This is a genomic window from Rhizobium sp. ZPR4 (genome assembly GCF_040215725.1).
Taxonomy (GTDB): Bacteria; Pseudomonadota; Alphaproteobacteria; order Rhizobiales; family Rhizobiaceae; genus Rhizobium; species Rhizobium rhizogenes_D.
Genome location: NZ_CP157967.1, coordinates 2433522 through 2445966, shown reverse-complemented (window position 1 = coordinate 2445966; position 12445 = coordinate 2433522). Strand labels below are relative to the sequence as shown.

The 12445-nt window shown below is 62.9% G+C and carries 12 protein-coding genes; 3 read left to right on the top strand and 9 right to left on the bottom strand.

Annotated elements, in window-relative coordinates; all coding sequences use genetic code 11:
- Positions 1–2: 2 nt before the first annotated feature.
- Positions 3–1349, bottom strand: a complete 1347-nt coding sequence (locus ABOK31_RS11995; protein ID WP_349956188.1) for an LLM class flavin-dependent oxidoreductase — start codon at positions 1347–1349, stop codon at positions 3–5.
- A gap of 137 nt (positions 1350–1486) precedes the next feature.
- A complete protein-coding gene (locus ABOK31_RS11990; RefSeq protein WP_349956187.1) occupies positions 1487–2398 on the bottom strand; it encodes a LysR family transcriptional regulator in 912 nt (303 codons plus the stop codon).
- Between the two features lie 122 nt (positions 2399–2520).
- Between ABOK31_RS11990 and ABOK31_RS11985 the strand changes: the two genes are divergently transcribed.
- The 3 genes from ABOK31_RS11985 to ABOK31_RS11975 all read left to right on the top strand — a co-directional run bounded on the left by ABOK31_RS11985 (position 2521) and on the right by ABOK31_RS11975 (position 5619).
- Entirely contained in the window at positions 2521–3261 is a 741-nt protein-coding gene (locus ABOK31_RS11985; RefSeq protein WP_349956186.1) for an SDR family oxidoreductase, read from the top strand.
- Between the two features lie 88 nt (positions 3262–3349).
- The gene (locus ABOK31_RS11980; protein WP_349956185.1) at positions 3350–4252 is read left to right on the top strand and encodes an SDR family oxidoreductase; all 903 of its coding nucleotides are present in this window, start codon (positions 3350–3352) and stop codon (positions 4250–4252) included.
- Between the two features lie 155 nt (positions 4253–4407).
- Entirely contained in the window at positions 4408–5619 is a 1212-nt protein-coding gene (locus ABOK31_RS11975; RefSeq protein WP_174172032.1) for an adenylate/guanylate cyclase domain-containing protein, read from the top strand.
- A gap of 19 nt (positions 5620–5638) precedes the next feature.
- Here the strand turns inward: ABOK31_RS11975 and ABOK31_RS11970 are convergent, their stop codons facing one another.
- Genes ABOK31_RS11970 through ABOK31_RS11940 form a run of 7 tightly spaced genes read right to left on the bottom strand, consistent with a single transcriptional unit; the run spans position 5639 to position 12445 of the window.
- A complete protein-coding gene (locus ABOK31_RS11970; protein ID WP_349956184.1) occupies positions 5639–7594 on the bottom strand; it encodes a 3-hydroxyacyl-CoA dehydrogenase NAD-binding domain-containing protein in 1956 nt (651 codons plus the stop codon).
- 22 nt (positions 7595–7616) lie between these two features.
- Positions 7617–8012 carry a RidA family protein gene (locus ABOK31_RS11965; protein ID WP_075851502.1) on the bottom strand — a complete coding sequence of 132 codons (396 nt, stop codon included), beginning with the start codon at positions 8010–8012 and terminating at the stop codon, positions 7617–7619.
- Positions 7990–8421, bottom strand: a complete 432-nt coding sequence (locus ABOK31_RS11960) for a thioesterase family protein (RefSeq protein ID WP_174172036.1) — start codon at positions 8419–8421, stop codon at positions 7990–7992. Before ABOK31_RS11960 ends, ABOK31_RS11965 begins: the two co-directional genes overlap by 23 nt.
- A gap of 8 nt (positions 8422–8429) precedes the next feature.
- Entirely contained in the window at positions 8430–9617 is a 1188-nt protein-coding gene (locus ABOK31_RS11955; RefSeq protein ID WP_174172200.1) for an acyl-CoA dehydrogenase, read from the bottom strand.
- Positions 9618–9625: 8 nt separating this feature from the next.
- Positions 9626–10807, bottom strand: a complete 1182-nt coding sequence (locus tag ABOK31_RS11950; RefSeq protein WP_349956183.1) for an acyl-CoA dehydrogenase family protein — start codon at positions 10805–10807, stop codon at positions 9626–9628.
- Between the two features lie 3 nt (positions 10808–10810).
- Positions 10811–11662 carry an enoyl-CoA hydratase family protein gene (locus tag ABOK31_RS11945; RefSeq protein ID WP_349956182.1) on the bottom strand — a complete coding sequence of 284 codons (852 nt, stop codon included), beginning with the start codon at positions 11660–11662 and terminating at the stop codon, positions 10811–10813.
- 3 nt (positions 11663–11665) lie between these two features.
- Entirely contained in the window at positions 11666–12445 is a 780-nt protein-coding gene (locus tag ABOK31_RS11940; protein ID WP_349956181.1) for an SDR family NAD(P)-dependent oxidoreductase, read from the bottom strand.

The window sequence follows — 12445 nt, the reverse complement described above, 5'->3', positions numbered from 1 at the left end:
TTTCACTGCGCTGCCGCAGCCGTTGCCTTGAAGAAGCGGTTTTCCGGGCGCGGCAGGCCGAGGTGTTCGCGCAATGTCGTGCCTTCGTAGTCGCGGCGGAAGATGCCGCGACGCTGCAGCTCTGGAACGACGCGGGTGGTCACGTCAAGCAGGCCCTGCGGCAGGAAGGGGAAGACGACGTTGAAACCATCCGAACCTTCCTCGTGCAGCCATTGCTCCATCTCGTCAGCTATGCTCTGCGGCGAACCGACAAAGGCGAGGCCGGCATAGCCGCCAAGGCGCTGGGCAAGCTGGCGCACAGTGAGTTTTTCGGCTTCGGCAAGGGCGATGACTCGCTCGCGGCCGCTCTTGCTGGCGTTGGTCTCCGGCGTTTCCGGCAGCGGCCCGTCCGGATCGAATTTGGAGGCGTCGTGACCGAGCGCGATCGACAGGGATGCGATGGCGCTATCGTAATGAACGAGGCTATCGAGCTTTGCTCGTTTCGCCTTCGCTTCCTCGACCGTGTCGCCGACGACGATGAAGGCGGCGGGCAGGATCTTCAGGTGATCCGGGTCGCGGCCGATCGCCTTCATCCGTCCCTTGATATCGGCGAAGATCGACTTGCCGTCGGCGAGATTGCGGGGAGCTGCGAAGACCGCCTCCGCCGTTGCGGCGGCGAGCTGGCGACCGGCGTCGGATTGTCCGGCCTGCACGATGACGGGCCAGCCCTGTGGTGGGCGTGCGATGTTGAGCGGGCCGCGAACGCTCAGTTCCTCGCCCTTGTGCCCAAGTACATGCATCCGCTCCGGATCGAAGAAGATGCCGCTTTCGGCGTCGTGGAGAAAGGCATCGTCGGCGAAGCTGTCCCAGAGGCCGGTGACGACATCATAGAATTCGCGGGCGCGATGGTAGCGCTCGCCATGTTCCATATGCTCTTCAAGGCCGAAGTTCAGGGCGGCATCGGGATTGGAGGTGGTGACGATATTCCAGCCGGCGCGTCCGCCGCTGATGTGATCGAGTGAGGCGAAACGCCGGGCGATGTGATAGGGCAGGTCGAAAGTCGTGGAGGCGGTGGCGACGAGGCCGATCCTGTCGGTGACGGCGGCGAGTGCCGAAAGCAGGGTGAACGGTTCGAATGAGGTGACGGTGTGGCTGCGCTTCAGCGCCTCGATAGGCATGTTGAGAACCGCCAGGTGATCGGCCATGAAGAAGGCGTCGAATTTCGCCTTTTCCAGCTCCTGGGCGAAGCTCTTGATATGCTGGAAATTGAAGTTTGCGTCCGGATAGGCGCCGGGATAACGCCAGGCGCCGGTATGCAGGCTGACGGGACGCATGAAGGCCCCGAGCTTCAATTGCTTCTGTTCGGTCATCGGCTCTCTCTCGAAAATCGCTGGGCTGTCATGACATCGAAACGGCATCGCCCGTAAGCTAATGCACTACGACGTAGGCGTGCTCACCGCGCAATCAAAGAGCCGATTTCATTTATTTGATCGCTTTCGCGGAATATTCATCCGGTCTCGGTTTCGGCGCTGTCCCGTTCGGCGAAAACCTTGGCGAGCCAATCTATGAACACCCGAACCCGCGGCGAAAGCTGGCGGCTGCGCGGATAGAGCATGGAGACGGGCGTTCGCGTCGGCGGATAGCCCTGAAGGACATGCAGCAGCTCGCCCGATCGCAATGCTTCCTCGGCGTGATAGCGCGGGACCTGGATTAGCCCGAGGCCGAGCTTGGCGGCGGCGAAATAGCTCTCGGCCGCGTTGACGGAAATGGTCGCCGGCAGGGTGATTTCGCGCATAGCGCCGTCGATCTGGAATTCCAGCGGTAATAACCCACCCGTCGCCGACGAGCGGAAGCCGATCATGCGGTGGCCATCAAGTCTATCCGGATGGGCCGGCATCCCCAAACGCTCGACATAGGCCGGCGCCGCAAGCGTGACCTCTTCCAGCATCGCGACGCGGCGGCCGATCATGTCGCTATCCTGCAGCGTGCCGACGCGCAGCACGCAGTCGATCCCCTCGCGGATCAGATCGACGAACCGGTCGCCTTCGGTAATTTGCAGTTCGATATCGGGATAGGTTTCGAGGAAGGAGGGCAGGTTCGGCAGGACGAAGTGCCGGGCGAGCGTTCCATGCACATCGACACGCAGCACCCCCTTCGGCTTTGCGCCAGCAAAGGCGCCTTCGGCATCCTCGATATCGGAGAGGATGCGAAGGCAGCGCTGATAATAGGCTTCGCCATCGAGGGTCGGGCTGACATGCCGCGTCGTGCGCTGCAGCAGGCGCACGCCAAGCCGAGACTCAAGCTGCTTGATGGCATCCGTCACCGTCGAACGTGGCAAGCCGGTATCTTCGGCCGCCAGCGTGAAGCTGCGCCGCTCGACGACCCGGCAAAACACGCGCATGGCATCGAATCTGTCCATATTATTTGTTCGCAAGTTTCGGATAGTGATGCCGATTAATGGCTGATTATCCGCCACATGAAAAGGGGCATCTTCTCCTCATCGAAACGCGCTGCGGCGCAAAGTAATGAAGGATGAGGAAAATGAGCAGCAATTCCAATAAGGTAGCGATCGTCACCGGCGCATCCCGCGGCATCGGCGCCGCGATCGCCGAGCGTCTGGCCGAGGATAGCTTCACCGTCGTCATCAACTACTCCGGCAGCGAGGCCGCCGCCGAGGAACTGGCCCGGAAGATCGAGGAAAAGGGTGGCAAGGCGCTGACCGCGAAAGCCGATGTTTCCGATGTCGAAGCCGTGCGCCGCATGTTCGATGCGGCCGAGGCAGCCTTTGGCGGTGTCGATGTCCTCGTCAACAATGCCGGCATCATGCAGCTTGCCAAGATCGCCGATGCCGACGACGCGCATTTCGATCGCCATATCGCCATCAACCTCAAGGGCACCTTCAATACGCTGCGCGAAGCCGGCAAGCGGCTGCGCGATGGCGGCCGTATCGTCAACTTCTCGACCAGCATCGTTGGCCTCAAGCTGGAAACCTACGGCGTCTATGCCGCAACGAAGGCCGGTGTCGAGGCGTTGACCGGCATCATGGCGAAGGAACTGCGCGGCCGCTCGATCACGGTCAATGCGGTCGCTCCCGGCCCGACGGCCACGGATCTCTTCCTGAACGGCAAGAGCGATGAACTCATCGACCGCATGGCCAAGATGAACCCGCTGGAACGCCTGGGCACACCGCAGGATATCGCCGCTGCCGTCTCCTTCCTTGTCGGCCCCGATGGCGGCTGGATCAACGGTCAGACGCTGCGCGCCAATGGCGGCATGATCTGAGCCAACGAGGCGGCGGGATCACGCCTGCCGCCACCTTTCCATCCCTATCGATCGTCAACGACAGCCAACCCAATAAAGGAACAGGATCATGAGCAAGCAAGTCATCGTCATCACAGGCGCATCGAGCGGCTTCGGCGCTCTGACGGCACGCGCTCTCGCCAAGGCAGGCCATACGGTCTATGCGGGCATCCGCGAAACGCAAGGACGCAATGTCGCGCAGGTCGCGGCGGCAGCGGCATTCGCCAAGGACAATGGCGTCGATCTCAGAACCGTCGAGCTCGATGTCGCATCGGACGCTTCGGTGGAAGCCGGCATTGCTGCCGTCATCGCCGAGCAGGGCCATATTGACACCATCATTCACAATGCCGGCCATATGTCCTTCGGCCCGGCAGAAGCCTTTACGCCGGAGCAGTTCGCTGAACTCTACGACATCAACGTGCTCAGCACCCAGCGCGTCAATCGCGCCGTGCTGCCTTATATGCGCAAGGAAGGGAAGGGTCTGGTGGTGTGGGTCTCCTCGTCCAGCACGCGTGGCGGCACGCCGCCTTATCTCTCGCCTTACTTCGCAGCCAAGGCCGCCATGGACTCGCTTGCCGTCTCCTATGCGTCCGAACTGACACGCTGGGGCATCGAGACCGTGATCATCGTGCCCGGTGCCTTCACCAAGGGCACCAACCACTTTGCCCATTCCGGCTCGCCGGCCGACAAGGCTCGTGCCGCGGAATATGACAACGGTCCCTATGCCGGCGTTCCCGACCAGGCGCTGAAGGGGCTGGCCTCTCTGGAGCCGGCCGATGCCGATGCCGCTTCGGTCGCGACCGCAATCGTCGAGGTCGTCGACATGCCGTTTGGCACACGGCCCTTCCGTACCCATATAGATCCTTCAGAGGATGGTGCCGAGATCGTCAACGGTGTTGCCGACCGGGTTCGGGCAGAACTCTTCCGGCGTATCGGTCTGGAGGATCTGCTGAAGCCGCACGCAAAGGCCTGAGGCTCGCGATCATCCCTCGAACGTGTCAAATCGCCGCTTCTGTGCCACAGAAGCGGCGATCTGTTGCGTACATCAGGGCTATTTTGCGTTGTACAGCATTCCAAGCCTTAGATTTTCGTACTAAAGCGATTCCTTCAGAGGGTCGGGAGATATCCATGGACGCGAAGGACATTGGCGAAATTGCCAGCTGGCTCATGCAGGCTGGCCTCAAGGGTATGGCGGAGGCCGACATCCTGGCCGGTTTCTGCGAGCAGTGCCGTCTGCATGGCCTGAACCTCGATCGCGCCATGGCGCTGATGGATACGCTACACCCGGTCTATGAAGGCCGCGCCTTCCGTTGGGACGGCAATCAGGTGATCGAACGCGAGTTCGAATATGGTCCGTCGCATCAGGGGATCGCTTCCGAAAACTGGCAGCGTTCCGCTTTCTATCACATGTTGACGACGGGCGGGGACGAGGTGCGCCGGCGCATCGGCTTCGGTGAGCCAACGGATTTCTACGGGCTCGATACGCTGCTGGCCGATGGGCACACCGACTACATCGCCATGATCCACCGTTTCGAAGAGGGCGGCACGATCGGCGAGATGGATTGCTTCTATTCCAACTTCGCCACCGCACATGAGGTCGGCTTTCCGGAGGAAGATCTGCGCGTGCTGCGCAAGCTGACGCCGGCGCTGGCCTTGGCGATCAAATGCACCGGCATGAGCCGCATCGCCCGCACTATCGCCGAGGTCTATCTCGGTGAGGATGCTGCCCGGCATGTGCTCGAAGGCAAGATCACCCGAGGCAAGACGGAGCGGATTTCGGCCGCCCTCTGGTTTTCCGATCTCGCCAACTACACGCGCATCTCGGATACGGCGGAACCGGATGAAATCATCCCGATGCTGAACGCCTATGCCGATGCGGTCATCTCGTCGATCCACGAGGCGGGCGGCAACGTGCTGAAGCTTATCGGCGACGGGACGCTAGCGATCTTCAAGGCGAGAAATTCGGCCGATGCCTGTGCTGCCGCGCTGATGGCGGAATCGCTGCTGCGCCAGCGGCTGCGCGACCTCAATTCACAGCGGCAGATCGAGGGCCGGCCTGTTACCGACGTCTATCTCGGCCTGCATATCGGCGATGTCTTCTACGGGAATATCGGCAGCATGGACCGGCTGGACTTCACTGTCATCGGCCCGGCCGTCAACGAAGTCAGCCGCATCGCCTCGATGTGCCGGTCTGCTGACCGCAACATCCTGATGTCGTCGAATTTCATCGAGGCGCTATCGGGCCAGCAGAGCAACGACCTCGTTTCCGTCGGCCGTTACGCGCTTCGTGGCGTCAAGCGGCCGCAGGAACTGTTCACGCTGCTGTCTTCGGCGGCCTGACCGTCTGCGTGCCTTGTTTTCAGCGGCGACCGGCGGCAAACATCGGGCCGCCCCTGCTGGGGGGAAAGCCGTAGCCATTGATCATGACGAGGTCGATATCGCTCGCGCGGGCGGCGATGCCTTCTGAGAGCAATGCCTCGCCTTCGCTCGTCATGGCCTGCAGGAGGCGAGAGACGATATCATCTGCCGGAAAATGCTTCGGCGTGATGTTCTTTTCGGCGCGGGCGATTTCGATGATGTCAGTCACCACCGGATCGACGGTGCGCTTGCCATCGGGATAGGCATACCAGCCGAGGCCGGTCTTCTGGCCGAAGCGGCCGGCTTCGCAGAGCCGGTCGGCGATGACGACGTAGCGCTCCGCCGGATTACGGGTTGCGGCCTGCCGCTTGCGGCGCGCCCAGGCGATTTCCAGACCCGCCATGTCGAAGACGGCAAAAGGCCCCATCGGAAAGCCGTAGGCTTCCAGAGCGGCATCGATCTCCTGCGGCGAGGCGCCATCCTCGACCATGTATTCGGCTTCGCGGCGATAGGCGGAAAAGATGCGGTTACCGATGAAGCCTTCGGTAACACCCGAGACGACAGGCAGCTTGCCGAGCCGCTTTGCAAGGGCAAGGGCCGTCGCCAGCACGTCGGGCGCGGTCTCCTTGCAATTCACCACTTCCAGTAGCCGCATGATGTGGGCCGGCGAGAAGAAGTGCAGCCCGACGATGCGCCTTGGCAGCCTGGTGGCAGCGGCAATCGTATCGGGATCGAGATAGCTGGTATTGGTCGCAAGGATTGTCTGAGGGCGAACGATCGTATCGAGGCGCTGGAAAAGTTCGGTCTTGACGGTGAGATCGTCAAACACCGCTTCGATGACGATGTCGGCCTGTGCCAGCTGCTGCATGTCTGCTGTTACCGTCAACCGGCTGACGCGGTCCCCGCGGCCCGCCGCATCGAGGCGGCCGGATTGCACGGCCTTGTCGAGGAGGCCGATAATGCGTGCGCGTCCCTTTTCCGCGGCCTCGGCACTCTGCTCGACGCCGACGACGCGGTAGCCGCCATTGAGGGCCGAGACAGCGATGCCTGATCCCATCAGTCCGGTGCCGACGATGCCGACGGTTTCGATCTTGCGTGGGGCTGCGGCCTCTAGTCCCTCGACCTTGCCGGCGGCGCGTTCCGCGAAGAAGACGTGGCGCAATGCCGCGGCCTCTTCGCTGTCGCGAAGCGCGATGAAGGTGCGGCGTTCCTCGGCCAGTCCATCCGATAGAGGGGCGGTTGCCGCGAGTCGTACGAGGCGGACGGCCTCGGCCGGTGCGTGCTGGCCGCGTGCCTTGCGCAACGCGTCTGCCGCCGCCTTGTCGATGGCTTCGGCGGCTTCTGCGGGAGCTGCCAGCAATCCGGTGCGGCGCATGGGGGAAGCGATGGCGGTGCTGGCCTCTGTGACCAGCTCACTTTTGGCTATCTCGTCAACAATGCCGAGCTTGAGGGCTTCGGCAGCCGAAACGATGCGGCCATTGGCGATCATGTCGATGGCGGCGGCGACGCCTATGAGCCGCGGCAGGCGCTGCGTGCCGCCGGCGCCGGGCACGATGCCCAGTTTGACTTCCGGCAGGCCGAGCTTCGCGGCCGGTGCGGCGAGGCGGCGATGGCAGGCAAGCGCCACTTCCAGGCCGCCGCCGAGCGCGACACCATTGATCGTGGCGACAACCGGTTTGGCAAAGGCTTCGATGCGGGAGATAACATCAGGTAGATGCGGCTCGACCGGCGGCTTGCCGAATTCCTTGATGTCGGCACCACCGATGAAGCTGTTGCCCGCGCCGGTCAGTACTATGCCGACGACTGTGCCATCTTTCTCGGCATGATCGAACGCGGCCATCAGGCCGGCCCGGACATCGGCGGACAATGCGTTGACCGGCGCGTTGTCTATGGTGACGACGAGGACACCATCGGTCAGCACCGCCGAAATAGTGTCTGAAAAGCGCAATGCCGACATGATCTTGACCGCCTGTGCGATGTTATTCCGGGATGACGGCCGTCGCCTGGATCTCGATCTTCGCACGATCCTCGACGAGGGCGACGACCTGCACCGCGGCCATGGCCGGGAAGTGCCGGCCGATGATCTCGCGATAGGCCTGGCCGAGACCCTTCAGATTGCCGAGATATTCCTGCTTGTCGGTGAAATACCAGGTCATCGAGGTGATGTGCTTCGGCTCGGCGCCACCTTCGGCAAGGATGGCGACGACATTCTTCAGCGTCTGGCGCACCTGCTCGACGAAATCGTCGCTTTCGAACTCGCAGGCGGCATTCCAGCCGATCTGACCGCCAACGAACACCGTGCGGCCCGTCGCCGCTACGCCATTGGCATAGCCGATCGGCTTGGCCCAGCCTTCAGGTTGCAGGATGGTGTGCATCGGTCGTCTCCAGATGAGAGGTCAGCGCGGCGCGGAGATCATCCGGCCATTCAATGGATGTATGCGTATCGAGCGAGGTGGCGACGACACGGTGTTTGGCCGTCCACAGGACATGGCCGTTTGCCGAGACCTGATGCTGCAGATCGAGCGAGGACCGGCCGATGCCGTGGACTGAAAGCACGAACTCGAGGTCATCGCCCTGCAGGCCCGGCTTCACGAAGGTCAGGTCGAGCCGGACGGTGGGGACACCGATGCGGCTGTTATCAATGAGCCTTCGCCAGGAAAAGCCGATCGAGGCGAAATAGTCTTCCAGCACCCCGACGAGAATGTTCAGATACGACGGGAAATAAGCGATCCCAGAGGGATCGCAATCTCCGAAACGTAGAGGTCTGGTGGTTTTGAACGCCAAGGCGGGCCTCAGTTCGAAAAGGCGGCGATGCCGGTGATGGCGCGGCCGAGAATGAGGGCGTGGATGTCGTGCGTGCCCTCATAGGTGTTGACCACTTCGAGGTTGACGAGATGGCGCGCGATGCCGAACTCATCCGAGATGCCGTTGCCGCCAAGCATGTCGCGGGCAGCGCGGGCGATATCCAGCGCCTTGCCGCAGCTGTTGCGCTTGAGGATGGAGGTGAGTTCGACAGGCGGATGGCCCTCTTCCTTCATGCGTCCGAGACGCAGGCAACCCTGCAGGCCGAGCGTGATCTCCGTCACCATGTCGGCAAGCTTCTTCTGGATCAGCTGGTTGGCGGCGAGGGGACGGCCGAACTGCTTGCGGTCAAGCACATATTGACGTGCCTTGGCGTAGCAATCCTCGGCGGCGCCGAGCGCACCCCAGGCAATGCCGAAGCGTGCGGAGTTGAGGCAGGTGAAGGGACCCTTGAGGCCGGATACGTTCGGCATTAGGTTTTCTTCCGGCACGAAGACATTGTCCATCACGACTTCGCCCGTTATGGAGGCGCGCAGGCCCACCTTGCCGTGGATGGCAGGGGCCGAGAGGCCCTTCCAGCCCTTCTCGAGGATGAAGCCGCGAATGAGGCCGTCCTCGGTCTTGGCCCAGACGACGAAGACATCGGCGATCGGCGCATTCGAGATCCAGGTCTTGGCGCCGGTCAGGCTGTAGCCGCCATCGACCTTCTTCGCGCGGGTGACCATCGAGCCGGGATCGGAGCCGTGGTTCGGTTCGGTGAGGCCGAAGCAGCCGATCCATTCGCCGGTTGCGAGCTTCGGCAGATATTTCTGCTTCTGTGCTTCCGAGCCGAAGGTCTCGATCGGTACCATGACGAGCGAGGACTGCACGCTCATCATCGAGCGGTAGCCGCTATCGACGCGTTCGACTTCGCGGGCGATCAGGCCGTAGGCGACGTAGCTTAGGCCAGCGCCGCCATATTCCGGGGAGATCGTCGGGCCGAGTAGGCCGAGTTCACCCATTTCGCGGAAGATGGCCGGATCGGTCTTTTCGTGGCGGAAGGCTTCGAGGACGCGGGGCGCGAGCTTTTCCTGCGCGTAGGAATGCGCGGTATCAAGCACCATGCGTTCGTCGTCGCTCAGCTGCTCCGTCAGCCGGAACGGGTCGGCCCAGTCGAAAATCTCGCGGCTCATGTGCATATCTCCCATTAATTGGTCTTCAGAAGTTCGCGCGCGACGATGAGTTTTTGAACTTCGGTCGCACCTTCATAGATGCGAAGCGCGCGGATCTCCCGATAGAGTTTTTCCGTTATCTCGCCCGATTTCACGCCGCGCCCGCCAAAGAGCTGGACGGCGCGGTCGATGACGCTTTGCGCGGTTTCCGTCGCCGTCATCTTGGCCATGGCCGCCTCGCGTGTCGTCGGCAAGCGCTGCACGTCGCGACGCCAGGCCGCCCGATAGGTGAGCAATGCCGCCGCGTCGATGCCGGTCGCCATATCGCCGAGGGCGGCCTGCGTCAACTGAAGGTCGGCAAGGGCGGCGCCGAACATCGGGCGTGAGCGCGCATGGGCAAGCGATTCATCGAGCGCGCGGCGGGCGAAGCCGAGGCTGGCGGCGGCGACCGAGGCGCGGAAGATATCGAGCGTGCGCATGGCAATCTTGAAGCCTTCGCCCGGCGCGCCGAGGCGGCGCGAGGCCGGAATACGGCAATTGTCGAAACGGATCGTCGCCAGCGGATGCGGCGCGATGACCTCGATGCGCTCGGCAATCGAGAAGCCGGGATCGTCGGCAAAGACGACGAAGGCCGAGATGCCACGGGTTCCCGGCGCTTCACCGGTGCGCGCAAAGACGGTGTAGACATCGGCAATACCGCCATTGGAAATCCAGGTCTTTTCGCCGTCGAGAACATAGTGATCTCCATCGAGACGGGCGGCGCAGCTCATCGCGGCGACATCGGAGCCGGCATCTTTTTCCGACAGTGCGAAGGCGGCAAGCCAGTCACCCGAGCGCACCTTGGGTAGAACGGCCGAGCGCAATTCGGGCGAGCCGGACAAGCCGATGGCGCCGGTGCCGAGCCCCTGCATGGCAAAGGCGAAATCGGCAAGGCCGTCATGCCAGGCGAGCGTTTCACGGGCGAGGCACACCATGCGAGAATCGATCAGTGGTTCGCTATCTGACGAACCGGTTGCTGCGGTCAGAAGCCCGGCGTCGCCAAGCGCCTTGACCAGATTCCGACATGCGCCATCGACATCGGTGTGATCGATCGAAGCCATGACGCCGGACTTTGCGAAGGCATCGACCTCGGCGGCGAAACGGTGATGACGCTCCTCAAAGAAGGGCCAATCCAGATGATCGCGTGTCGGGCCGGGGAGGCTGCTTGCCGTGGACATCCCTCAGTCTCCCTGGAATTCCGGCCGGCGCTTGGCGGCGAAAGCTTCGAAGGCGCGGCGGAAATCCTGCGTCGCCATGCAGATCGCTTGCGCCTGCGCCTCGGATTCGATCATCTCCTCGATGCCCATCGCCCATTCCTGGTTCAGCATGGTCTTGGTCATGCCATGGGCGAACCATGGGCCGTCGGCCAGCGAGCGGGCGAGCTTGACTGCTTCCTGCTCCAGATCGGAACTCGCGTGCAGGCCGTTATAGAAGCCCCAAGCCTGTCCCTCCGCTGCCGTCATCGATCGGCCGGTGAAGAGGAGTTCGGCGGCGCGGCCCTGGCCGATGATGCGGGGCAGGATGCCGCAGGCGCCCATATCGGCGCCGGCGAGGCCAACGCGGGTGAAGAGGAAGGCCGTCTTGGCCTCGGGCGTCGCGAGCCTCAGATCGGAGGCCATAACGAGGATGGCGCCGGCGCCTGCGCAGATGCCGTCGACCGCCGTGATGATCGGCTGGGGGCACTTGCGCATCGCCTTGACGAGGTCGCCGGTCATGCGCGTGAAGGCCAGGAGCTCGGGCATCGCCATGCGGGTCAGCGGCTCGATGATCTCGAAGACGTCGCCGCCGGAGGAGAAATTGCCGCCGGCGCCCGTCAGCACGATGGCGCGGATATCCGACGCATAGGCGAGATCGCGGAGGAGATCGCGCAGCTCGGCATAGCTGTCAAAGGTCAGCGGGTTCTTACGCTCGGGGCGGTTCAGGCGGATAGTGGCGACGCGACCGTCTTCGCTGACATCCCAGAGGAAGTGCTCAGGCTTATAATCCTTAAAGGGCTTCAGGTGTCCCTTCATCGTCATATCCCGATCGCTCATTCCTCAAATCTCCCCACCGGCAACCGCGATTGCCTGTCCATTGATCGATGCTGCCGCCGGCGATGCCAGCCAGAGAACGGTATCGGCGACTTCTTCCGGCTTGATCAGTCGCCCCTGCGGATTGGACTTCGTGAATTCGCCAAGCGCTTGCTCCGCCGTGCGCCCGGTCTTGGCGACGATGGTCTCGATCGAGCGCTGGATGATTGGCGTATCGGTAAAGCCGGGGCAGACGGCATTGACCGTGATGCCGGTTTTCGCCAGCTCCAGCGCCAGCGAGCGGGTGAGGCCGACCACACCATGCTTGGCGGCGACGTAAGCCGAGACGTAGCCGTAACCCTTCAGGCCGGCAGTCGAGGCGATGTTGATGATGCGTGCGCCGGGACCGCGAGCCTTTAAGTCGGGAAGGGTTGCCTGCGTCACCACGAAAACACCCGTCAGGTCGACCGACAGGACATGGTTCCAGGCCTCGAGGCTCGTCTTCTCGAAAGGTGCGCTCGGCGCCTCGCCGGCATTGTTGACGAGGATATCGACCGGGCCGAACTTCTCACGCGACTTGGTAAGGCCTCGGGCAACAGCTTCGGGGCTGGTGACATCGAAGCCATCGACGACGAAAGCGTCGGCGCCGATTTCGGCGGCAACTGCTTCCAGCGGCTCCCTACGGCGACCGGAAAGGCTGACGCGTGCGCCATCGGCGGCAAGCGCCCTGGCGATCGCGGTGCCGATGCCGCTGCCGGCGCCGGTGACGAGGGCGTGACGGCCGGCGAGTTTGCCTGAAGTCGTCAT

Coding starts and splice junctions, on each gene's coding strand:
- ABOK31_RS11995 (WP_349956188.1), bottom strand. CDS start 1,349: ATGACCGAACAGAAGCAATTGAAGCTCGGGGCCTTCATGCGTCCCGTC.
- ABOK31_RS11990 (WP_349956187.1), bottom strand. CDS start 2,398: ATGGACAGATTCGATGCCATGCGCGTGTTTTGCCGGGTCGTCGAGCGG.
- ABOK31_RS11985 (WP_349956186.1), top strand. CDS start 2,521: ATGAGCAGCAATTCCAATAAGGTAGCGATCGTCACCGGCGCATCCCGC.
- ABOK31_RS11980 (WP_349956185.1), top strand. CDS start 3,350: ATGAGCAAGCAAGTCATCGTCATCACAGGCGCATCGAGCGGCTTCGGC.
- ABOK31_RS11975 (WP_174172032.1), top strand. CDS start 4,408: ATGGACGCGAAGGACATTGGCGAAATTGCCAGCTGGCTCATGCAGGCT.
- ABOK31_RS11970 (WP_349956184.1), bottom strand. CDS start 7,594: ATGTCGGCATTGCGCTTTTCAGACACTATTTCGGCGGTGCTGACCGAT.
- ABOK31_RS11965 (WP_075851502.1), bottom strand. CDS start 8,012: ATGCACACCATCCTGCAACCTGAAGGCTGGGCCAAGCCGATCGGCTAT.
- ABOK31_RS11955 (WP_174172200.1), bottom strand. CDS start 9,617: ATGCACATGAGCCGCGAGATTTTCGACTGGGCCGACCCGTTCCGGCTG.
- ABOK31_RS11950 (WP_349956183.1), bottom strand. CDS start 10,807: ATGTCCACGGCAAGCAGCCTCCCCGGCCCGACACGCGATCATCTGGAT.
- ABOK31_RS11945 (WP_349956182.1), bottom strand. CDS start 11,662: ATGAGCGATCGGGATATGACGATGAAGGGACACCTGAAGCCCTTTAAG.
- ABOK31_RS11940 (WP_349956181.1), bottom strand. CDS start 12,445: ATGACGACTTCAGGCAAACTCGCCGGCCGTCACGCCCTCGTCACCGGC.